Annotated in this window: 20 protein-coding genes; 8 read left to right on the top strand and 12 right to left on the bottom strand. The window is 59.6% G+C overall.

Annotated features, from left to right (window positions below):
• Window positions 1-143: 143 nt before the first annotated feature.
• Both CCX46_RS06855 and CCX46_RS06850 read left to right on the top strand, forming a co-directional pair.
• Window positions 144-1,379 (top strand): aminotransferase class I/II-fold pyridoxal phosphate-dependent enzyme, encoded by a 1,236-nt coding sequence (locus CCX46_RS06855; protein ID WP_238704382.1) that lies wholly within the window; start codon window positions 144-146, stop codon window positions 1,377-1,379.
• A gap of 15 nt (window positions 1,380-1,394) precedes the next feature.
• Entirely contained in the window at window positions 1,395-2,561 is a 1,167-nt protein-coding gene (locus tag CCX46_RS06850) for an MFS transporter (protein WP_127926160.1), read from the top strand.
• 42 nt (window positions 2,562-2,603) lie between these two features.
• Here CCX46_RS06850 and CCX46_RS06845 read toward each other — a convergent pair whose 3' ends face one another.
• A complete protein-coding gene (locus CCX46_RS06845; protein WP_127926159.1) occupies window positions 2,604-3,515 on the bottom strand; it encodes a LysR family transcriptional regulator in 912 nt (303 codons plus the stop codon).
• 83 nt (window positions 3,516-3,598) lie between these two features.
• Window positions 3,599-4,876, bottom strand: a complete 1,278-nt coding sequence (locus CCX46_RS06840) for a hypothetical protein (protein WP_127926158.1) — start codon at window positions 4,874-4,876, stop codon at window positions 3,599-3,601.
• Between the two features lie 218 nt (window positions 4,877-5,094).
• Between CCX46_RS06840 and CCX46_RS06835 the strand changes: the two genes are divergently transcribed.
• Window positions 5,095-5,724: a hypothetical protein gene (locus tag CCX46_RS06835; RefSeq protein WP_127926157.1), complete on the top strand. Its 630-nt coding sequence runs from the start codon at window positions 5,095-5,097 to the stop codon at window positions 5,722-5,724.
• A 28-nt stretch (window positions 5,725-5,752) separates the two neighbouring features.
• Here CCX46_RS06835 and yiaY read toward each other — a convergent pair whose 3' ends face one another.
• Window positions 5,753-6,901, bottom strand: coding sequence for an L-threonine dehydrogenase (yiaY, locus tag CCX46_RS06830; RefSeq protein ID WP_127926156.1), 1,149 nt, complete (start codon window positions 6,899-6,901; stop codon window positions 5,753-5,755).
• A gap of 156 nt (window positions 6,902-7,057) precedes the next feature.
• Here yiaY and CCX46_RS06825 point away from each other — a divergent pair, with 156 nt between their 5' ends.
• Window positions 7,058-8,077 carry a DUF4917 family protein gene (locus CCX46_RS06825; protein ID WP_127926155.1) on the top strand — a complete coding sequence of 340 codons (1,020 nt, stop codon included), beginning with the start codon at window positions 7,058-7,060 and terminating at the stop codon, window positions 8,075-8,077.
• Between the two features lie 100 nt (window positions 8,078-8,177).
• Here the strand turns inward: CCX46_RS06825 and CCX46_RS06820 are convergent, their stop codons facing one another.
• Window positions 8,178-8,720, bottom strand: a complete 543-nt coding sequence (locus CCX46_RS06820) for a helix-turn-helix domain-containing protein (protein WP_102900220.1) — start codon at window positions 8,718-8,720, stop codon at window positions 8,178-8,180.
• Window positions 8,721-8,826: 106 nt separating this feature from the next.
• Here CCX46_RS06820 and CCX46_RS06815 point away from each other — a divergent pair, with 106 nt between their 5' ends.
• Window positions 8,827-9,609: an aldolase gene (locus CCX46_RS06815; RefSeq protein WP_127926154.1), complete on the top strand. Its 783-nt coding sequence runs from the start codon at window positions 8,827-8,829 to the stop codon at window positions 9,607-9,609.
• A 22-nt stretch (window positions 9,610-9,631) separates the two neighbouring features.
• Window positions 9,632-10,513, top strand: a complete 882-nt coding sequence (locus tag CCX46_RS06810) for a dihydrodipicolinate synthase family protein (RefSeq protein ID WP_127926153.1) — start codon at window positions 9,632-9,634, stop codon at window positions 10,511-10,513.
• Window positions 10,514-10,657: 144 nt separating this feature from the next.
• Here the strand turns inward: CCX46_RS06810 and CCX46_RS06800 are convergent, their stop codons facing one another.
• The 3 genes from CCX46_RS06800 to CCX46_RS06790 all read right to left on the bottom strand — a co-directional run bounded on the left by CCX46_RS06800 (window position 10,658) and on the right by CCX46_RS06790 (window position 12,082).
• The gene (locus tag CCX46_RS06800; RefSeq protein WP_127926152.1) at window positions 10,658-11,002 is read right to left on the bottom strand and encodes a YegP family protein; all 345 of its coding nucleotides are present in this window, start codon (window positions 11,000-11,002) and stop codon (window positions 10,658-10,660) included.
• Between the two features lie 179 nt (window positions 11,003-11,181).
• A complete protein-coding gene (locus CCX46_RS06795) occupies window positions 11,182-11,487 on the bottom strand; it encodes a ribbon-helix-helix domain-containing protein (protein ID WP_127926151.1) in 306 nt (101 codons plus the stop codon).
• Between the two features lie 13 nt (window positions 11,488-11,500).
• On the bottom strand, window positions 11,501-12,082 hold the full coding sequence (locus CCX46_RS06790) for a DJ-1/PfpI family protein (protein ID WP_127926150.1): 582 nt from the start codon (window positions 12,080-12,082) through the stop codon (window positions 11,501-11,503).
• A 280-nt stretch (window positions 12,083-12,362) separates the two neighbouring features.
• Between CCX46_RS06790 and CCX46_RS06785 the strand changes: the two genes are divergently transcribed.
• On the top strand, window positions 12,363-13,268 hold the full coding sequence (locus CCX46_RS06785) for a DMT family transporter (RefSeq protein ID WP_127926149.1): 906 nt from the start codon (window positions 12,363-12,365) through the stop codon (window positions 13,266-13,268).
• 66 nt (window positions 13,269-13,334) lie between these two features.
• Here the strand turns inward: CCX46_RS06785 and CCX46_RS06775 are convergent, their stop codons facing one another.
• From CCX46_RS06775 to CCX46_RS06760, 4 genes are all read right to left on the bottom strand, one after another.
• Entirely contained in the window at window positions 13,335-14,552 is a 1,218-nt protein-coding gene (locus CCX46_RS06775; RefSeq protein ID WP_127926148.1) for a class I SAM-dependent methyltransferase, read from the bottom strand.
• Between the two features lie 310 nt (window positions 14,553-14,862).
• Window positions 14,863-15,480: a TPM domain-containing protein gene (locus tag CCX46_RS06770; protein WP_127926147.1), complete on the bottom strand. Its 618-nt coding sequence runs from the start codon at window positions 15,478-15,480 to the stop codon at window positions 14,863-14,865.
• 33 nt (window positions 15,481-15,513) lie between these two features.
• On the bottom strand, window positions 15,514-16,269 hold the full coding sequence (locus CCX46_RS06765) for a TPM domain-containing protein (RefSeq protein WP_127926146.1): 756 nt from the start codon (window positions 16,267-16,269) through the stop codon (window positions 15,514-15,516).
• 13 nt (window positions 16,270-16,282) lie between these two features.
• Window positions 16,283-16,891 (bottom strand): LemA family protein, encoded by a 609-nt coding sequence (locus tag CCX46_RS06760; RefSeq protein WP_095119162.1) that lies wholly within the window; start codon window positions 16,889-16,891, stop codon window positions 16,283-16,285.
• A 261-nt stretch (window positions 16,892-17,152) separates the two neighbouring features.
• Between CCX46_RS06760 and bglX the strand changes: the two genes are divergently transcribed.
• The gene (gene bglX, locus CCX46_RS06755) at window positions 17,153-19,444 is read left to right on the top strand and encodes a beta-glucosidase BglX (RefSeq protein WP_127926145.1); all 2,292 of its coding nucleotides are present in this window, start codon (window positions 17,153-17,155) and stop codon (window positions 19,442-19,444) included.
• Window positions 19,445-19,584: 140 nt separating this feature from the next.
• Here the strand turns inward: bglX and CCX46_RS06750 are convergent, their stop codons facing one another.
• Window positions 19,585-20,742 carry a phospholipase D-like domain-containing protein gene (locus CCX46_RS06750; RefSeq protein WP_127926144.1) on the bottom strand — a complete coding sequence of 386 codons (1,158 nt, stop codon included), beginning with the start codon at window positions 20,740-20,742 and terminating at the stop codon, window positions 19,585-19,587.

Here is a 20,742-nt window from a genome sequence, read left to right as displayed (position 1 = left end):
GCTTCGCCCTACAAACAAAACTCCGTCGCCTCTCAGGATTCGCGGAAACAGCCGATTTTTGCCGGACTTTTCGCTCTGTAAAGTCTGGCAACACACACAAATTGCAACACCCCACGGATCGCTACGCTCAAGGAATGTCACCTGTGAATCTTCCGTTGCACACGCCCAATCTGTATTCCAATTTCCGCAAAATCATCGCCCTGGCCGACCACGATTGGGACATCGCCGAACTGGGCAAAGTCGCTGGCCTCAATGTCGAAGTGAAGAGCCCCAACCACCTGCTTGATCAGTACGGACGTGAACTCCATCATTTCTGCACAACCTCATACCTTGGCCTCGATCATCACCCTGCCCTGCTCGAGGGTGCCATCACCGCGTTGCGCGAAACCGGCAGCCTGCGCGTCGCCAACTCGAAGAACCGCTGCAAACTGGCAATTCTCGAGCAATACGAGAACGAATTGTCGCAACTGTTCGATGCCGTCTGCCTGAGCACCTTGTCTTGCAGCGCCGCCAGCGCCGGAATCCTGCCATTACTGGCCAGCGGCATCTTCACCGAAGGCCGGCCACCGGTGATGGTATTTGACCGTTACGCGCATTATTCGATGAATCATTTGAAGGCCGCGTGCGCCGATGAAACCCGCGTGGTGACTGCGCCGCACAACGACATGGAGTTCCTCGAACGCGTCTGCCAGCAACACGGCCGCGTGGCGTATGTCGCTGACGGCGCGTACAGCATGGGCGGCGTTGCCAACATGGACGGTCTGCTGTACTTGAAGGATCGCTACGGGTTGTTTCTTTATCTGGATGATTCTCACGCGTTGTCCGCTGTCGGTGAGCATGGCGCCGGACTTGTTCGGCCGCGGATGGCGGCGCTGGAGGAGGACTGCCTGATCGTCGCGTCACTGGCCAAGTCGTTTGGCGCCAGCGGCGGGTTGGTGATGCTGGGCAACGAGCGACAGAAAACACTTGTTCAGCGCTACGGCGGGCCAAGCAACTGGTCGCAGAGTCTCAACTGCGCGGCGATCGGTGCCGGCAGAGCGTCTATCCGCCTGCATCGCAGCGCCGAGTTTGTCACGCTGCAGAGCAATCTTGCGGCTAACATCCGCCTCTTCGACAGCCTGATCAGCACCGATCAGTGCCACAGCAACATAGCCATTCGGTTGATCAAGTGCGCACAGGCTGCCGTGGCCAATCGTATTGCCAGTGAATTGGCCGAACAGGGATTTTTCACCAGCGCGGTATTTTTCCCGGTGGTCGCTCAAGGCAAGGCAGCCATCCGTATTACGCTGCGCGCGGACATGCAGCCGGCGCTGATTCGGCGCTTCTGTGAACTGATCACCGGACTGTTGCGTACCCACCGTTGCGATTTCGACGACTGAAAACAGGGACAAGTCATGAACGCCAGCGTCACCCTTCTGATCACCTGCAGCACGGTTTTTCTCGCCCAGTTGGGCATGAGTATTTATTTGCCGGCAGTACCGGAGATCGCCCTACACCTGGGTGCGGAAGCTGCAAAGGTGTCGTGGGGGTTGTCGCTGTACCTGATCGGCATGGCGCTGCCGATGTTGTTCTGGGGCAGCCTGGCCCAACGCATCGGACGCAAACCGGTGTTATTGGCGGCGCTGGTTATTTACGGGGTGGCCAATCTGGCGTTGCCGTCGGGTTCGACGCTTGAAGCGTTTTTGCTGCTGCGACTGATGCAAGGCGTCGGTGCCAGCGGTATTTCAGTGATGGCACGGGTGCTGATCCGTGACAGCTTTCGCGGCGATCTGCTGGCCAGGGCGTTGTCGTGGATTTCGATTTCGTTCGTGGTGGCGCTGGGCATCGGCCAATATATGGGCTCGCTGATCGAGGTGACACTGGGCTGGCAGGCGATCTTCTATCTGCTCGGCGTGACGTGCCTGTTGATGGCGCTGATTGTGGCGCGAGTCACTTTCCCAGCGATGGCTGACGAACCGGCCAGCGCCTCATCGTGGTCGGCTTATCGGCAAATCCTGTTGCACCGGGCGTTTCTGCTGCCGGCTCTGGCCGGTGGCTTGGGCTACGGCGTGATCATCGCATTCAACACTGCGGCGCCACTGACTCTGCAGGGGCCATTCGCGTGGTCGTCGGTGGATTACGGACTGCTCGGCTGGCCCATCAGCGCTGCCTATTTTCTCGGCGCGCTGGCGGTCAATCACTTCGTGCTGCGCACCGGTCAGGCGTGGTTGATGGCGGTCGGTGCAGGTTTGGTATTGGCCGGTAGCAGCGTGATGTTGCTGGGCAGTCTGACGGCCAGTTCCATCGCATTACTGTTTTGGCTGCCGTATTGCGTTGCCGTGTTCGGCCAATCGTTGAACTACCCGATCAGCCTGTCCCGTGCCAACGATGGTGCGCCGATTGCCGGTGCTTATGCGATGGCACTGAGCGGGTTCATTCATCAATCGATGGCGGCAATCATTGGTGCGATGGCCAGTCTGATCGCCAGCCCACAGGCCTGGCGCCTGTCGCTGCTGTGCACCTTGCTCGCTGTCGGCACGATGCTCTGCGTGCGATTCGCGCCGATGGGCGACAAGCGTTAGAAGGCATTGCGGACAATCTCCTCAATCAGACCGCCGGGAATCTCACGAGCCCTGCCCTCGCAAGTGCTCAAACAGCATCCGACTCACCGGCGATAACCCCGCCTCATCCCGCACCACCACGATCAACGCACGATCCGACCAGTCATCCATCAACGGCACCGCATGCAAACCCAGCGCCTGACCAAACAATTCATAAGCGCGCTGCGGCAAAATGCCAATGCCCATGTTGGCCTGGACCATCCGGCACACCGCGTCGAACCCCGGCACATGAATGCGAATGCGCAGCACCTTGCCAGCCTGACGCGCCGCCGCATGGGTGCGCATATTGATCGAGCTGGCGGCGTGCAAACCGACATAATCGCTGTCCAGCGTCTCATCGAACGCCACCGATTCACGCGCGGCCAAGGGATGCTCTGGCAGCATGACCACCACCAGTTTGTCCTCGCGGTACAACACGCTGCGCAGACCTTTGGTGTCGCTGTCGTTGGAGCAGATGCCGAGATCCGCCACGCCATCGAGCACCCCCTGAATCACCCCGGCACTGGGTCGCTCTTCAAGGTCGGTCTTGACCTGCGGGTGCTGCGCGGAGAAGTCGCGCAGGTCTTCGGGAAGAAACTGAATGATCGCCGACAGGTTCGCCAGCATGCGCACATAACCGCGCACGCCGTGGCTGTGTTCACCCAGTTCCAGGCCCATTTTCTCGACGTTGAACAACATCTGCCGCGCATGGTGCAGCAGCGTTTCGCCGGCGGGCGTCAGCGTCATGCCCTTGGCCTGACGCACGAACAGGCTGATCCCGAGCGCCTCTTCCAGCTCCATCAGCCGCTTGCTCGCCGCCGACACTGCGATGGCTTCGCGCGAAGCCGCGCGGGTCAACGTGCCCTCTTCATGGACGGCGACGAACAGTTGCAGGGTGATCAGGTCGAGGCGGCGGATCAGGCTCTTTTGCAGCATGGAGGGCTCGCTGACTGGGGTTATTCCGAGTCGGCAGGATAGCCCGGATTTCAATCACACCGAAAATGTGATGAACCCGCCCGTCAACTCGCCGCTGTCAGCAATCGCACCAGGTGAGCCGCTTCATTTCTATGCCCCAGCACCAGCACTGACGCCCCCTGCAGACAGGCATCCTGCGCAATCCACGGGATCTCGGCTGCACCCTCGACATCAAATAACGGATCCACTGCGCCATCGGCCAGAAAGCCAGCCGTCAGCAACCCTCGTGTGCCCTCCGAGGTCTGTCCGACCGTGACGATTCTCGGGCCGGGGGAGTCATTCAGCGCGAACCCTGCGCCCCAGCTTTTAAGATCCAGCGGCTGCTTTGCAAGGGTAATGACTGGCAGACCGAGATTAAACTCTGGATCAGCCTGGCCAGTGAGATTGATCCCGCTGATCAAGCCATGCTGACGTTTCTCCCCGGCGGAAGACTCGACGGCAGATCCGATCAATAACAAGCGCTGCGCCGATTGCACCACGATACGATTCACCGAGCTTTCAAGCGGTACACCGGCATTGTCCAGTTTCAGCAGTAGGGTACCGTCCTTGCCGAACGGCTTGGCAACCTGCCCGGAACTGTCGTAAGCCATGACCAGCCCCTGATTCGTCACTTCGGTCTTGCCATGGACAAGAATCTGCCCACCGTCCAACTGCGTGACCCCGTGCAACGTGATCGCCACACTTGGAAGCGTCAGAGGTATCCAGCCATTTTCAGCGAAATCGTCATCATTCCTGCCATCCAGAAAGAAACGCGCCAACAACCCGCTGCCCCCTTGGGAGGTGACGAAAAGCAATCTGTCCGGCATCGATTTCGCTGGAGTGGATTGGGCCAATATCAAGCGGCCGCCCGTGGCATTGTTCAGCGTGGGAATACGCATCGGCACGACTCGATAGCCCGACTGTTCATCACCAAAATCACGATCGAGCGTACCGTCGGGTTTGAATCGAGCGATGATTTGCTCGAGCTTGCCTGCTGCATTTGCGAGCACTGCACTCAACCAGAATGCACCGCTCGCATCGACGACCAGACTCCCGCCCTGTGATAACCGACCATTCGCAAACTGGCCGCCAAGGTACCCGCCCTGGCCGAAGCCGGTGTCGAGATGACCGTCAGGGAGCAGTCGTGCAAGTCCGTAATTCGAGGCTCCCGATGCGTCGATAACCGTTGTACTGACCATGATCCGACCCGAGGGCATCACTGCGACACTGTTACCGATGGTTTTGCGCGCGCCAGGAAACTGCAGCGTTTGCAGGCCTGAATGGGCAAACGTCTGATCCGGCTCACCTGCGAGTTGTGCGTTACGTGTAGTGGCTTCTGGCATGTTCGCGTGCTCCTGAAGAGATCGGAGTCGACCCCGTTATCAGAGCATTCGATCCGAAGCAGCCACGCCAGACAACTGACAGAAATGACAGTTTTTCAGAACAAAAAGAAATTACCGCCCAAGCAAAAAAAGCTAAAAAACTGGTAGTTCTTACAGGTTCTAAACGGGACACGCCGTGCCAGTGTTTCGTTTCAAATCAGCCTGAAACGAGAAACACAATGAGCACTCCCGACAAGCCCGACACGCAACCTGTCCCGCCCCCGACCATCACGTACCCCGAAAGGGACAGCGAAACGGGGGTTGCAACACTGTTTCTCGGCAGCGGTATACCGGGTGCTCTAGTGCAGGTTTGGAGCATTGCAGACAAGCATTCGCTCGGTGACGGACAGGTCAGCGCAAATGGACGATGGGCGTTTAGCATCAGCGGTGTCCAGTCTCCGGGTCAGCAGGAGATTCGCGCCCACCAGACATGGGAAGGCATCAAGTCAGACTGGAGTGAGGAGCGCAGATATACCGTGCTGCTGCGGCCGGCAATCGACGTCCCGGTAGTTTCCGAACCAAAAGAGGACGCACAGGTGAATACGGTTCCGGTCTTTTCGGGAGATGTCACAAAAGCTGAAGGCTTCGTTAGCATTATCGATCTGGACACCGGCGTGATGATTGCCAAAGCCGACGTCGACCCCCTCAAGCAATGGCGTACTCAGGTTACAAAACCCTTACCTCCCGGACTGAACCGGATATCCGCCATTCACAACATCAAAGGGAAGTTGTCTGACTGGGTCCGTGTTCGAACGTTTACGGTGACAGCTGAAGGCAAGGGCAAGGGCAAGGGCAAGGGCAAAACCTGACCGTCAAGAAATCAACCTGACCGGCCTCTCAAAACGCATTGCGAAAAATCTCCTCGATCTGGCGCTGATCGGCCGCCCGTGGGTTGGTCAAACCGCAGGCGTCTTTCAACGCATTGGTCGCGAGCAGCGGAATGTCACTGAGCTTGGCGCCGAGTTCACGCAAACCACCGGGAATCTCGACATCTTTGGCCAGGCAGCGGATCGCATTGATCGCCGCCTGGGCGCCCTCTTCGGGGCTGAAGCCACGAATGTCTGCGCCCATGGCGTGGGCAACATCGGTCAGCCGCTCGGCACAGACCAGCGCATTGAACGTCTGCACGTGGGGCAGCAGCACGGCATTGCACACGCCATGGGGCAGGTCGTAGAAACCGCCCAATTGATGCGCCATCGCATGCACGTAACCGAGGGACGCGTTGTTGAAGGCCATGCCGGCGAGGAACTGCGCGTAAGCCATGTTTTCCCGCGCGGCGAGGTCGCTGCCATCGCGCACGGCCAGGCGCAGGTTGTTGCTGATCAGGGTCATCGCCTTCAACGCGCAGGCATCGGTGATCGGGTTGGCAGCGGTCGAGACGTAGGCTTCGATGGCGTGGGTCAGTGCGTCCATGCCGGTGGCAGCCGTCAGGCCTTTGGGCATGGCAACCATCAATTCCGGGTCATTGACCGACAACAGCGGCGTGACATTGCGGTCGACGATGGCCATTTTCACGTGGCGCGATTCGTCGGTGATGATGCAGAAGCGCGTCATCTCGCTGGCGGTGCCGGCAGTGGTGTTGATCGCGATCAGTGGCAGTTGCGGCTTGCTCGATTGATCGATGCCTTCGTAATCACGGATCTGTCCGCCGTTGGTCGCACACAGGGCGATGCCTTTGGCGCAATCGTGAGGCGAACCGCCGCCCAGCGACACGACGAAATCGCAGCGACTTTCCTTGAGCAACCCCAGACCCGATTCGACATTGGCGATGCTCGGGTTTGGCTTGGCGCCGTCGAAAATCACCGAATCGATGTCCTGCATCGCCAGCTTCTCGGCGACCATGGTGGCCACGCCAGCCTTGGCCAGCCCGGTGTCGGTGACGATCAGCGCCTTGCGAAAACCATAGTTGCGGATCGCGACCATGGCTTCGTCAAGGCAACCGTTGCCCATGATATTTACCGCCGGAACGAAAAAGGTACTGGTCATGCGCACGTCTCCTGACAAGGGGCCGAATCGCTGCTCCGGTTCGGCGGATAGACACAGCATCGACCGATCGGTCACGAGCGATGTTGATCTGGCTCAATGCCCGCTCGTGATAAAGTCGCCGTCCATCAGCCCCTATGTTTTGAGACCGCCTACGCAATGACCGATTTTCTCGATGTCGACGCCAGCCTCGAAGACTGGAACACCCTGCGCGCCGCGACCGATTTCAGCGGTTTGCTGGTGGGCAATGGCGCCAGCCGTGCGGTGTGGGACGACTTCGGCTACGACTCGCTGTTCGAAAATGCCCGCACTGTGGAAGAAAAACCGCTGAGCCCCTCGGAACTGGCAGTGTTCGACGCGATGCAGACGCGCAGTTTCGAGCAGGTACTTGGCGCGCTGAAAACCACCAGCCGAGTCAACAAGGCCCTGGCCGTCAGCTCGGCGGCACCGCGCAATCGCTACTACGCGATCAAGGAAGCGCTGATCAACACCGTGCACGCGGTGCACATTCCTTGGCGACTGGTGAAAGCTTCAACTTTGGCGACGCTGAATGAAGAACTGGCGCGCTATCGCACGGTGTTCACCACCAATTACGACCTGCTCAACTACTGGGCGCTGCAACACCAAAGCGAGGCCATCGACGACCTGTTCAACGGCCCGAATGCCAGTTTCGATCTGAGCGAAAGCACCACCGACAAACCACGTTTGCTGTACCTGCACGGCGGTCTGCACCTGGTGCGCAATCAGGACGGCACCGCGCGCAAACTGACCTCGACCGAGGGCACGTTGCTCGGCAGTTTCGCCATCAACAACACGATCAAGACACTGGATGACGTGCCGCTGTTCGTCACCGAAGGGCCGAGTGCAGACAAGCTCAAGACCATTCGCAGTTCGGATTATCTGTCGTTCTGTTATGAGCAATTGCTCGGGCATGGCGGCAGTTTGTGCATCTTTGGTCATGCGTTGGGCGAGCAGGATGCGCACATCGTGCGGGCTCTGCGTTTGGCGAAACCGGCGACGGTGGCGATCTCGATTTACCCGCGCAGTGCGGCGTTCGTTCAGCATCAGAAGCGGCATTACGCAAAGGTGTTTGAGGGGACGGGGGTTGAGTTGCGGTTTTTTGATGCGAAGAGCCATGCGCTCGGCAGCCCGAAATTGTCGGTGCCCGTCGAGGTTTGATGTAAACCGGTCTGACGCCTTCGCGAGCAGGCTCGCTCCCACATCTGGAATGCATTCAACCTGTGGGAGCGAGCCTGCTCGCGAAGCTTTTGGGGGCAACTCATTCTTCGGCGCTGTGCACCACCACCAGCAACTGCGCCTGCACATCCCCCACCGATCTGATCCGGTGCGGCTTCTGCGCATTGAAGTGCAGCGCGTCGCCACGCTCCAGCAGCACCTTCTCGTTCATGAAATCCACTTCCACCTGCCCTTCGTGAACGAACAGAAACTCCTCGCCCAAGTGCTCCTTGAAGGTCTTGTCGCTGAACTCTTTTGGCGGGTAGATGATGAACGGTAGCAGGTTGCGCTCGCTGACCTGATGGGCCAGCACGGCATAACCGGGGCTCTGATCATTGGCGGCGAGTGACTGACGCTCGTGGCTGCGCACCAGGCTGTAGCTGTCGAGGCTGACGTTGTCTTCGGAGAACAATTCCTCGACTTTCACATTCAGCGCTTTCGCCAGTTTCAACGCGGCCGCAATCGACGGGGTGTTCAGCCCGCGCTCGACTTTGGACAGATAACTCTTGGTCATGCCGGATTTTTCGGCCAGTGCCTCAAGGGTTACGCCAAGTTTTTTTCTCAATAATTTCAAACGGATAGACATGCGCAGCGGTTATTCCAGCAAGGAAGCGACGATTTGTGCTTGCCAATGACACTTTGTGTCATATAGCCTCTTTAGTGTCATTTGCACTCACTCAAAGGACACAGACATGGCCAAGACATTAGCACTACCCAAAGACCAACTGGTCAAGCAAGCGCTGACCCAGATGCAAAAAAGCCTGGCGGATAATACGTGGACAGACCGGCAAAAGCTGGCCCTGACCTGCCGGATTCTATTCGAGAACGGTCATGACTCAGGTCTGGCCGGGCAAATCACCGCCCGTGGCCCGCAACCCGGCACCTATTACACTCAGCAATTGGGCCTGGGTTTCGACGAAATCACTGCGAGCAATCTGCTGCTGGTCAACGAGGATCTGGAAGTCCTCGAAGGTCACGGCATGGCCAACCCGGCCAACCGTTTCCACAGCTGGGTATACCGCGCCCGGCCGGATGTGAACTGCATCATCCACACTCACCCGACGCACGTGGCGGCGCTGTCGATGCTGGAAGTGCCGCTGCAGATTTCCCACATGGATTTGTGCCCGCTGTACGAAGACTGCGCGTTTCTCGAAGGCTGGCCGGGGGTACCGGTGGGCAACGAAGAAGGCGAGTTGATTGCCGGTGCGCTGGGCGAAAAACGCGCGATCCTGCTTTCGCACCACGGTCAGTTGTCGACCGGCACAACCATTGAAGAGGCGTGTGTCATTGCCCAATTGATCGAGCGCGCGGCCAAACTGCAACTGCTGGCGATGGCGGCCGGTACGATCAAACCGATCATTCCTGAGCTGGGCCGCGAGGCGCACGACTGGATCGCCAAGCCCAAGCGCCACGCCGCGGCCTTCAACTACTACGCCCGGCAGAACCTGCGCCAACACGCCGATTGCCTGAACTGAACCCTGTTACGGAGAGATTCCCATGTCCACTATTCACGGCATCATCGGCTACACCATCACCCCGTTCGGCGCCAACGGCGAAGGGCTGGACCTGCCAGCGCTCGGTCAATCGATCGATCGCCTGATCGACAGCGGCGTCCACGCCATCGCGCCGCTGGGCAGCACCGGCGAAGGCGCTTACCTGAGCGATGCGGAGTGGGATCAGGTTGCCGAGTTCAGCATCAAGCACGTGGCCAAACGCGTACCGACGATTGTCAGCGTGTCCGACCTGACCACCGCCAAAGCCGTACGCCGCGCGCGTTTCGCTGAAGCCCATGGCGCCGATGTGGTAATGGTGCTGCCGGCTTCGTACTGGAAACTCACCGAGGCGGAAATCCTCGCCCACTACCACGCCATCGGCGAGAGCATCGGCGTGCCGATCATGCTCTACAACAACCCGGCCACCAGCGGCACCGACATGTCGGTGGATTTGATTCTACGCATCGTCAATGGCGTGGAAAACGTGACCATGGTCAAGGAGAGCACCGGCGATATTCAGCGCATGCACAAGCTGCAATTGCTCGGCGAAGGCCAGGTGCCGTTCTACAACGGCTACAATCCGTTGGCGCTGGAGGCGTTTGCCGCCGGGGCGAAAGGCTGGTGCACGGCCGCGCCGAACCTGATCCCGCAGTTGAATCTGGATTTGTACGAGGCCGCCATGGCCGGCGATCTGGATCGGGCGCGGGATCTGTTCTATCGCCAGTTGCCGCTGCTGGATTTCATACTCAAGGGTGGGTTGCCGGCGACGATCAAGGCCGGGTTGCGACAGACCGGGCTGGAGGTGGGCGATCCACGCTTGCCGGTCTTCCCGTTGAGTGAGGCGGGCCAGACTCAGCTGCAAATGATCCTCAAGACCGTGCGCTGACCTCCCGGTAAAACGCAAAACCCAATGTGGGAGCGAGCCTGCTCGCGAAGACGGTGTATCAGTCGATGATGATGTTGACTGATACACCGCTTTCGCAAGCAGGCTCGCTCCCACAGTGGATTTGCAATGGATTTGAAAGTGAGGTCAGAGCACCGGCAAGGTCTTGTCCTTGATCACCTTGCTCGGCCCGTTCGCCTTGACGCTGGCAATGCCTTTATCGCACGCCGCATCCGATGAATACGCCTCGCTGCTGCCGATGACCTGATGATTGGCCGCTATCAGATTGAAGTACGGATGACCGTCCTTCGTCGACTTCTTCTCGTAGCGCTCATCGAGCGGGCTGTTGGTTTGCACCGCCGCGATGCCGCCGTCGGCCGCTGCGCGAGTGGTGTACAGCTCGCTGGTCAGAATCGTTTCGGCATTCGCCGCTTTCAGCACGAACCTGAACTGGCCGTTGCTGCTTTTACTGATTTCGTACCATCCGGACATGCTCGTTGCTCCTTGGCGATTGAGAGATTTCGCGTTTCAGAGTAAAGACCAGTCCAGAACATCTGTCGCCTGTACCGGCCTCTTCGCGAGCAGGCTCGCTCCCACACTGGATACTGAGTGTTCACTGAAGAGCTACTGTGGGAGCGAGCCTGCTCGCGAATGAGGCAACTCGGTGCCGGCTATTTCACCACCGCGCGCACCACCGACAACTCCGGCTTATTCACCCGCCGCTGACTCAAATAGCGCATACAACTCACCCGCAGGAACGAAGCAAAATTCACCACTTCGCCGCGATAATCCATCACCTCTTCATACAGCTTGGCGATCAACTGGTTGGTGGTCATACCGTCGACCTCGGCGATTTCGCTGAGGATGTCCCAGAACTGATTCTCCAGCCGCAACGTGGTCACCACGCCGCAGATGCGCAGCGAGCGCGAGCGTGACTCGTAGAGAATCGGGTCAGCTTTAACGTAGAGCTCGCACATCGGCGATTCCTCGTTACAGAGTGATTTTAGTACCGAGCAAACCGAGAAACCCGGCCAGCCAGTTCGGATGCGCCGGCCACGCCGGTGCAGTGGCCAGATTGCCTTGAACGTGGCCGTCCGTCACCGGAATGTCGATGTACGTGCCACCCGCCAGTCGCACTTCCGGCGCACAGGCCGGATAGGCGCTGCATTCGCGACCTTCAAGCACGCCCGCCGCTGCCAGCAATTGTGCGCCGTGGCAAACGGCGGCAATCGGTTTGCCGGCCTTGTCGAAGGCACGCACCAGCTCGAGGACTTTTTCGTTCAGGCGCAGGTATTCCGGGGCACGCCCGCCGGGGATCAACAGCGCGTCGTAATCGGCTTCGTTGACCTTGGCGAAATCGAAGTTGAGGGCGAACAGGTGACCAGGCTTTTCGCTGTAGGTCTGATCGCCTTCGAAGTCATGGATCGCGGTGCGCACGGTTTTGCCGGCGGCCTTGTCCGGGCACACGGCGTGGACGGTGTGACCGACCATTTGCAGGGCCTGGAATGGCACCATCACTTCGTAGTCTTCGACGTAATCGCCGACCAGCATCAGGATCTTTTTCGCGGCCATGGGGAGGACTCCTCTGGAGGGAATGCTTGGGAGTATTGAAGGTAGACCTTATCCGCGAGGTCGGGTAACAACCGGCTACTACCTGAGACCGTGTCATCGTTCTTCGCGAGCAGGCTCGCTCCCACAGGAAGAATGCATTCCAAATGTGGGAGCGAGCCTGCTCGCGAAGAGGCCCTGAAACTGTACGCCTAAGTCCGTGCCTAGCTGTAACACCCCGAAATTCGCGGATTATGGCTAGATGAGGACACCTTCCAATTCCCTACGATTCTGGTCTCCCATCATGTCCTCGCGCGAAAACACCGGCATGGCCCTCGGTCTGCTCGGCGTGGTGATTTTCAGTCTCACCCTGCCCTTCACCCGCATCGTTGTGCAGGAACTGCATCCATTGCTCAACGGTTTGGGTCGCGCATTGTTTGCAGCGATTCCTGCGGCGTTGCTGTTGCTGTGGCGCCGCGAGAAGTGGCCAACCTGGCAGCAAGTCAAAGGTCTGAGTCTGGTGATCGCCGGGGTGATTCTGGGTTTTCCGGTGCTGTCGGCGTGGGCCATGCAAACCTTGCCGGCGTCCCACGGTGCGCTGGTCAACGGCCTGCAACCGCTGTGCGTGGCGCTGTATGCCGCGTGGTTGTCCCATGAGCGCCCGTCAAAAGCCTTCTGGGCCTGCGCGGCGCTGGGCAGTGCGTTGGTACTCGGTTATGCGTTGTATACCGGGGCCGGCAGTATTCAGGCGGGTGATTTGCTGATGCTCGGCGCGATTGCCGTTGGTGGACTGGGCTACGCCGAAGGCGGCCGCTTGGCCAAGGAGATGGGCGGCTGGCAGGTGATCTGCTGGGCGCTGGTGCTGTCGACGCCGCTGTTGATCGGGCCTGTGTTGTATCTGGCGCTGCAACATCACGGTGCCGTGTCGACGAAAACCTGGTGGGCGTTTGGTTATGTGGCGTTGTTTTCGCAGTTTCTCGGCTTCTTTGCCTGGTACGCCGGGCTGGCCATGGGCGGCATTGCCCGGGTCAGTCAGATCCAGTTGCTGCAGATTTTCTTCACCATCGCGTTTTCGGCGCTGTTCTTTGGTGAACATGTCGAGCCGATTACTTGGGTGTTTGCCTGCGGAGTCATCGCCACTGTCATGCTCGGCCGCAAAACCGCGGTGAAATCAAATGTGGGAGCGAGCTTGCTCGCGAAGGCGGACTGACAGTCAACGATGATGTTGGCTGTTATGGCCCCTTCGCGAGCAAGCTCGCTCCCACAGGTTTTTGTGTCAGGCCAGGTAGCCGTCAGCGCGCAGGAGGGTTTCCAGGCAGTGCTCGCTGATGTTGTAGAAGTCTTTCAACTCCTGAATCTTCACCAACAACTGCGCCGGGTCCACCGGCTCGGCGCGTTTCACCGCCAGAATCATCTTGTTTTTGTTGGTGTGATCCAGCGAGATGAACTCGAAGACCTTGGTCTCATACCCGCAGGCCTCAAGGAACAATGCGCGCAGGCTGTCGGTGACCATTTCTGCCTGCTGCCCCAGATGCAAACCGTATTGCAGCATCGGTTTGAGCAGCGCCGGGCTCTGGATCTGCAAGCGAATCTGTTTATGGCAGCACGGCGAGCACATGATGATCGACGCGCCCGAACGGATGCCGGTGTGGATCGCGTAGTCGGTGGCGATGTCGCAGGCATGCAGGGCGATCATCACGTCCAGCTCGCTCGGCGCCACGCTGCGCACGTCACCGCACTTGAACACCAGTCCCGGATGATCGAGCTTCGCCGCCGCAGCGTTGCACAGGTTGACCATTTCCTCACGCAACTCGACACCCGTGACTTCGCCCTCGGCGTTCAAGGTGTTGCGCAGGTAATCGTGAATCGCGAACGTCAGGTAACCCTTGCCCGAACCGAAATCCGCCACCCGCACCGGTTTGTCCAGCGCCAGCGGCGACGAGGTCAGGGCGTGGCTGAACACTTCGATGAACTTGTTGATCTGCTTCCACTTGCGCGACATTGCCGGGATCAGCTCGTGCTGGGTGTTGGTCACGCCCAAGTCCTTAAGGAACGGCCGGCTCAGTTCGAGATAACGATTTTTCTCACGGTTGTGTTCGGCGGACGGCGCTTCGCGCAATTGCTGAGGTTTGCTCTTGAACAGCGAAGACTTGCCCTTTTTGCTGTATTCGAGCTGGGCTTCGTCAGCCACCGCGAGTAAATGCGCATTTTTGAACGAGGCCGGCAACAGCGCGGCAATCGTCGCCACGCCTTCAACCAAGGGCAGGTTTTTGGTGATGTCACGGGTTTTGTAGCGATAGACGAACGACAGATTCGGCTGCGCCTTGACCGTCACCGCTTTGATGATGACCCGCTGCAGATCCGCTTCGTCACCGACGTACTTGGCCAGCACCAGTTTGATGAAACCGTTCTGTTCGAGGCTGGTTTGCAGCAGCTCGATGAACTGGGCGTGGTGATCGGGCGCAGGCTTGATGGACGGGGCAGTAACGGACATGAAAAAGCGGCCTCGGACGGGCGAAATCGGGAATGGCGGGTATTTTAGGGGGGATGGGGGTTGGGGACACGCTCTTATTTACCCAACGGTTCGTAAAGCGGCCCTCACCCTAGCCCTCTCCCAGAGGTAGAGGGGACTGATTGGGGGATATTGACGAGATACACCGACTTGAACGATTTGCTTTGAATCCAAAATCGATACGTTTTTCCAAGTCGATGTCCAGCGCAAGACACCTCGGTCGGCTCCCTCTCCCTCTGGGAGAGGGCTGGGGTGAGGGTATGGCCCTCAAGCCGAATAAAAAATCTGCAACCTAACCCAACACCACCAACCGATTCGGCAACTCATTCCTCACCTGCGTCACCGGCACATGCACCTTCAGCAATTCCCCACACGCCTCGATACACGTCACAAATCCCTCCAACGTGCGCCCCTGCCTGACCTGCTCGGTAAACGCCGCAACAATCGCATCCCAACTCTTATTATCGAGCCGTTTGGAAATCCCCTCATCCACCAGAATCTCCACATACCGCTCCGCCTCGCAAACAAAAATCAGCATGCCGGTGCTGCCCACCGTGTGGTGCAGGTTCTGCTCGAGAAACTGCCGGCGCGCCAGGTTGGATGCGCGCCAATGCCGCACGCGGCGCGGGATCAGATGGGTAGTGATTTTCGGCAAACGAAACAGCAGGCACAGCACGATGAACGCGCCCCACTGCACCAGCAGCAGACTGTGCAGGGTCAGCCACCCGGTCAGGTAGTGCACGACGCCCGGCACCACCAGTGCCAAAAGGCTCGCCCACAACAGCGGGATGTACGCGTAGTCATCGGCGCGGGCGGCCAGCACCGTCACCAGTTCGGCGTCGGTGTCGCGCTCGACCCGGGCGATCGCCTCGGCGACTTTGCGTTGTTCGTGTTCAGTCAGTAATGCCATGTTGAAAAGTGCCTGCTCATTATTCTTCTGATCTCACCAGCCGCCGGACGAACCGCCGCCGCCGAAACTGCCCCCGCCGCCGCTGAAGCCACCGCCTCCACCACCGCCGCCAAAGCCGCCGCCACCGCCAAAGCCGCCCCCTCCTCCGGAGCCGCCACGGCCAGCGGGCAGGATACCGAGCATCTGGCAGACAAACACCGTCAAGATGAACAACATCACTAAAAACACGAACAGTGCCGGGTGCCGCGAGATGAAATCGTCGGCCGGATCACCGCTGGACTCATACACCGTCGACGGTTCATCCAGCGGATTGCCACCGAGCACCACCAGCATCGCCGCGACGCCATCGCTGATGCCTTTGCTGAAATTGCCGGTCTTGAAGGCTGGGGTTATGACTTGATGGATGATCACCGAAGTCTGCGCGTCAGTCAGTCGGTCTTCCAGGCCATAACCGACTTCGATGCGCAGTTTGCGCTCGTCACGAGCGACGATCAGCAGTGCACCGTTGTTCTTGTCCTTCTGGCCGATGCCCCAATGCCGGCCGAGCTGAACGCCGAAATCTTCGATGGTGGTGCCTTGCAGATCCGGCACCGTGACCACGACCAATTGCTCGCCGGTCGCCTGCTCGTGGGCCTGCAACTGCTGGCCCAGTTGCGCGCGCACCGACGGGTCGATCATCTGCGCTTCGTCCACCACCCGGCCGCTCAGCGCCGGGAACGTCAACTCGGCCTGGGCGCTGAGGGCGAACAGCCACAGCATCAGCACCAGGCCCATTTTCAGCACACGCATGGACAACCTCGAATCAGAATTTCACTTCCGGGGCTTTTTCCGCGCCGGGCGTGGTGGCTTCGAAGGTTTCGCGGATCGGCAGGTCGCTGTACATCACGCTGTGCCAGAGACGACCGGGAAAGGTGCGGATTTCGGTGTTGTATTTCTGCACCGCCAGAATGAAATCGCGGCGCGCCACGGCGATGCGGTTTTCCGTGCCTTCGAGTTGCGATTGCAGGGCGAGGAAATTCTGGTTGGCTTTCAGATCCGGATAGCGCTCGGAGACCACCATCAAGCGGCTCAACGCACCGGTCAGTTGATCCTGCGCCTGCTGGAACTGCTTGAGTTTTTCCGGGTTGTCGAGGGTGCTGGCGTCGACCTGGATCGACGTGGCTTTCGCCCGCGCCTCGATCACTGCGGTCAGCGTTTCCTGCTCGTGAGCTGCATAACCTTTCACCGTTTCCACCAGATTGGGGATCAGGTCGGCGCGGCGCTGGTACTGGTTCTGCACCTGGCCCCACGCGGCTTTGGCCTGTTCGTCGAGGGTCGGGATATTGTTGATGCCGCACGCGGTCAACAACGTGGCCAGCACCAGCAGCGTGGCGACCTGCAAACGCGAGCGATTGGTTGGGCTTACATTCATCGCAGTGATGCTCCTTGGCACATTTCATTATAAAAACCGAGCGCGAAACATTCTTGGCGGGCTCTTGGGGCATAATCGGCCGCGTCGCTGGATTACGACGGGCCAATGGGCTAAAAAGTGCCCTGCGCGTTCACGCTGCCGAGTGTCGGCTGTCGTTTTTGGCTCGGTGTTTTCGAGCCTGCACCCGAACAACAATAGTCGCTCCCTAAATTTTGGCTGGCCGGCGTTACCTCGCCGTTTGGGCCCTTGAGAAAAATATTCATGAAGAAGCTGTGTTTGCTGGGTCTGTTCGTCAGCCTGGCCAGTCATCAAGTATTGGCCGCCACGACCCCGGTACCTCTGGAAAACAAGGACGCATTCATCAGCAATCTGATGAATCAAATGACCCTCGATGAAAAAATCGGCCAGCTGCGCCTGATCAGCATCGGCCCGGAAATGCCCCGCGAACTGATCCGCAAAGAGATCGCCACCGGCAACATCGGCGGCACGTTCAACTCGATCACCCGTGCGGAAAACCGTCCGATGCAGGACGCTGCCATGCGCAGTCGCCTGAAGATTCCGATGTTTTTCGCGTACGACGTGATCCACGGTCACCGTACGATTTTCCCGATTCCGCTGGCCCTCGCCTCGAGCTGGGACATGGACGCCATCGGCCAGTCCGGACGCGTGGCCGCGAAAGAAGCCGCCGCCGACAGCCTCGACATCACCTTTGCGCCGATGGTCGACATCTCTCGCGACCCGCGCTGGGGCCGCAGCTCCGAAGGTTTCGGTGAAGACACTTACCTGACTTCGCGCATCGCTGGCGTCATGGTCCGCGCCTATCAGGGTGCCACCCCGAGCGCCGCCGACAGCATCATGGCCAGCGTCAAGCACTTCGCCCTGTACGGCGCGGTCGAGGGCGGCCGCGACTACAACACCGTCGACATGAGTCCGGTGAAGATGTATCAGGATTACCTGCCGCCGTACCGCGCCGCGATCGATGCCGGCGCCGGTGGTGTGATGGTCGCGTTGAACTCGATCAACGGCATTCCGGCCACCGCCAACACCTGGCTGATGAACGATCTGCTGCGCCGCGACTGGGGCTTCAAAGGCCTGGCGGTCAGCGACCACGGCGCGATCTTCGAACTGATCAAGCACGGTGTCGCCCGCGACGGTCGTGAAGCGGCGAAGCTGGCGATCAAGGCCGGCATCGACATGAGCATGAACGACACCCTCTACGGCAAAGAGCTGCCGGGCCTGCTCAAGTCTGGCGAGATCGAACAGAAAGACATCGACAACGCCGTGCGTGAAGTGCTCGCGGCCAAGTACGACATGGGCCTGTTCAAGGACCCGTACCTGCGCATCGGCAAGGCTGAAGATGATCCGGCCGACACCTACGCCGAAAGCCGTCTGAACCGTGCCGAGGCCCGCGAAGTCGCGCGTCGCAGCCTGGTGTTGCTGAAGAACCAGAACGAAACCCTGCCGCTGAAGAAAGACGCAAAAGTCGCGCTGGTCGGCCCGCTGGCCAAAGCGCCGATCGACATGATGGGCAGCTGGGCCGCCGCCGGGCGCCCTGCGCAATCGGTGACGCTGTTCGACGGCATGAGTTCGGTGATCGGCAATAAGTCGAACCTGATCTACGCCCGTGGCGCCAACATCACCAGCGACAAGAAGGTGCTGGATTACCTGAACTTCCTCAACTTCGATGCGCCGGAAGTGGTCGATGACCCGCGCCCGGCCAACGTGCTGATCGACGAAGCGGTAAAAGCCGCCAAGGACGCTGACGTGATCGTGGCTGCGGTAGGTGAATCCCGTGGCATGTCCCACGAATCCTCCAGCCGCACCGACCTGAATATCCCGGAAAGCCAGCGCGAGCTGATCCGTGCGCTGAAAGCCACCGGCAAACCGCTGGTGCTGGTACTGATGAACGGCCGTCCGCTGACCATTCTCGAAGAGAACCAGTCGGCTGACGCGATTCTGGAAACCTGGTTCAGCGGCACCGAAGGCGGCAATGCCATCGCCGACGTGCTGTTCGGCGACTACAACCCGTCGGGCAAACTGCCGGTGACCTTCCCGCGCTCCGTGGGCCAGATCCCGACCTACTACAACCACCTGAGCATTGGCCGGCCGTTCACGCCGGGCAAACCGGGCAACTACACCTCGCAGTATTTCGATGACACCACCGGGCCGCTGTTCCCGTTCGGTTACGGCCTGAGCTACACCAACTTCGCCCTGAGCGACATGGCGCTGTCGTCAACCACCCTCAACGCCACTGGCAAGCTCGACGCCAGCGTCATGGTGAAAAACACCGGCAAGCGTGACGGCGAAACCGTGGTGCAGTTGTACATCCAGGACGTCACCGGTTCGATGATCCGCCCGGTGAAAGAACTGAAGAACTTCCAGAAAATCATGCTCAAGGCCGGCGAACAGAAAGTCGTGCACTTCACCATCACCGAGGATGACCTGAAGTTCTACAACGCCCAGCTCAAGTACGCGGCAGAGCCTGGCAAGTTCAACGTGCAGATCGGCCTGGATTCCCAGAACGTGACGCAGCAGAGCTTTGAATTGCTGTAACCGCAAGCACACCGCAAAACCCTGTGGGAGCGAGCCTGCTCGCGAAAGCGGTCATTCAGATAAACAATTGCTGACTGACACACCGCTTTCGCGAGCAGGCTCGCTCCCACATTGGATTTAGGGTGTATTCAAAATCGGTTTTACCCGCGGCGGTCGAGAATATTGACCACCACCCGATCCACCCAGCCCCACACCCGCTGCTTGACCCGTCGCCACAACGGCCGGCGCTGCCACTCCTCCAGACTCACCTGCTGGCTCAGCCCGAAGTCCTTCACAAAACTCGCCTCTACCGCTGCCGTCAACGACGGGTCCAGCGCCTCCAGATTCGCCTCCAGATTGAAGCGCAGGTTCCAGTGGTCGAAGTTGCACGAACCGATGCTCACCCAATCGTCCACCAGCACCATTTTCAAATGCAGAAAACACGGCTGGTATTCGAAGATCTGCACCCCGGCCTTGAGCAGTCGCGGGTAATAACGATGCCCGGCGTAGCGCACTGACGGGTGATCGGTGCGCGGCCCGGTCAGCAGCAACCGCACATCAACACCGCGCGCGGCAGCCTTGCGCAGGGAGCGGCGGATTTTCCACGTTGGCAGGAAGTACGGCGTGGCCATCCAGATGCGTTTTTGCCCACTGTTCAAGGCGCGGAACAGCGACTGCAGAATGTCGCGGTGCTGGCGGGCGTCGGCATACGCCACGCGGCCCATGCCCTCGCCCTTGTCCGGCACTCGAGGCAAACGCGGCAGACCGAAATGCGCGGCCGGGCGCCAGGCGCGGCGATAACGGTTGGCAATCCACTGACGATCAAAGAGCAATTGCCAGTCGATCACCAACGGCCCGCGGATCTCGACCATCACTTCGTGCCATTCGCTGCTGTCATGGCCCGGCGTCCAGAACTCATCGGTGACACCGGTGCCACCGACCACCGCCAGACATTGATCGACCAGCAGCAATTTGCGGTGATCCCGATAGAAGTTGCCGACCCAGCGCCGCCAGTTCAGCCGATTGTAGAAACGCAGTTCAACCCCGGACTGGATCAGGCGCTGACGCAGATTGAGGGTGAAGGCGAGGCTGCCGTAATCGTCGAACAGACAACGCACACGCACACCGCGCTCGGCGGCCAGCACCAGCGCTTGCACGATGGTTTCGGCACAGGCGCCAGCCTCGACCAGATACAACTCCAGTTCGATCTGCTCCTGCGCGCCAGCAATCTGCTCGAGCATGCGCGGAAAGAATTGCGGACCGTCGATCAGCAGTTCGAACCGGTTGCCGTCCCGCCACGGGAACACCGCGCCGCGCAT

Source organism: Pseudomonas sp. RU47, from assembly GCF_004011755.1.
Classification (GTDB): domain Bacteria; phylum Pseudomonadota; class Gammaproteobacteria; order Pseudomonadales; family Pseudomonadaceae; genus Aquipseudomonas.
The sequence above is the reverse complement of the archived record's forward strand: the minus strand, read 5'-3'. Positions and strand labels throughout refer to the sequence as shown.

What these genes read in the sequence shown, in the direction of transcription:
- CCX46_RS06850 (WP_127926160.1), top strand. Translation starts at nt 1,395, where the DNA reads ATGAACGCCAGCGTCACCCTTCTGATCACCTGCAGCACGGTTTTTCTC.
- CCX46_RS06845 (WP_127926159.1), bottom strand. Translation starts at nt 3,515, where the DNA reads ATGCTGCAAAAGAGCCTGATCCGCCGCCTCGACCTGATCACCCTGCAA.
- CCX46_RS06840 (WP_127926158.1), bottom strand. Translation starts at nt 4,876, where the DNA reads ATGCCAGAAGCCACTACACGTAACGCACAACTCGCAGGTGAGCCGGAT.
- CCX46_RS06835 (WP_127926157.1), top strand. Translation starts at nt 5,095, where the DNA reads ATGAGCACTCCCGACAAGCCCGACACGCAACCTGTCCCGCCCCCGACC.
- yiaY (WP_127926156.1), bottom strand. Translation starts at nt 6,901, where the DNA reads ATGACCAGTACCTTTTTCGTTCCGGCGGTAAATATCATGGGCAACGGT.
- CCX46_RS06825 (WP_127926155.1), top strand. Translation starts at nt 7,058, where the DNA reads ATGACCGATTTTCTCGATGTCGACGCCAGCCTCGAAGACTGGAACACC.
- CCX46_RS06820 (WP_102900220.1), bottom strand. Translation starts at nt 8,720, where the DNA reads ATGTCTATCCGTTTGAAATTATTGAGAAAAAAACTTGGCGTAACCCTT.
- CCX46_RS06815 (WP_127926154.1), top strand. Translation starts at nt 8,827, where the DNA reads ATGGCCAAGACATTAGCACTACCCAAAGACCAACTGGTCAAGCAAGCG.
- CCX46_RS06810 (WP_127926153.1), top strand. Translation starts at nt 9,632, where the DNA reads ATGTCCACTATTCACGGCATCATCGGCTACACCATCACCCCGTTCGGC.
- CCX46_RS06800 (WP_127926152.1), bottom strand. Translation starts at nt 11,002, where the DNA reads ATGTCCGGATGGTACGAAATCAGTAAAAGCAGCAACGGCCAGTTCAGG.
- CCX46_RS06795 (WP_127926151.1), bottom strand. Translation starts at nt 11,487, where the DNA reads ATGTGCGAGCTCTACGTTAAAGCTGACCCGATTCTCTACGAGTCACGC.
- CCX46_RS06790 (WP_127926150.1), bottom strand. Translation starts at nt 12,082, where the DNA reads ATGGCCGCGAAAAAGATCCTGATGCTGGTCGGCGATTACGTCGAAGAC.
- CCX46_RS06785 (WP_127926149.1), top strand. Translation starts at nt 12,363, where the DNA reads ATGTCCTCGCGCGAAAACACCGGCATGGCCCTCGGTCTGCTCGGCGTG.
- CCX46_RS06775 (WP_127926148.1), bottom strand. Translation starts at nt 14,552, where the DNA reads ATGTCCGTTACTGCCCCGTCCATCAAGCCTGCGCCCGATCACCACGCC.
- CCX46_RS06770 (WP_127926147.1), bottom strand. Translation starts at nt 15,480, where the DNA reads ATGGCATTACTGACTGAACACGAACAACGCAAAGTCGCCGAGGCGATC.
- CCX46_RS06765 (WP_127926146.1), bottom strand. Translation starts at nt 16,269, where the DNA reads ATGCGTGTGCTGAAAATGGGCCTGGTGCTGATGCTGTGGCTGTTCGCC.
- CCX46_RS06760 (WP_095119162.1), bottom strand. Translation starts at nt 16,891, where the DNA reads ATGAATGTAAGCCCAACCAATCGCTCGCGTTTGCAGGTCGCCACGCTG.
- bglX (WP_127926145.1), top strand. Translation starts at nt 17,153, where the DNA reads ATGAAGAAGCTGTGTTTGCTGGGTCTGTTCGTCAGCCTGGCCAGTCAT.
- CCX46_RS06750 (WP_127926144.1), bottom strand. Translation starts at nt 20,742, where the DNA reads ATGCGCGGCGCGGTGTTCCCGTGGCGGGACGGCAACCGGTTCGAACTG.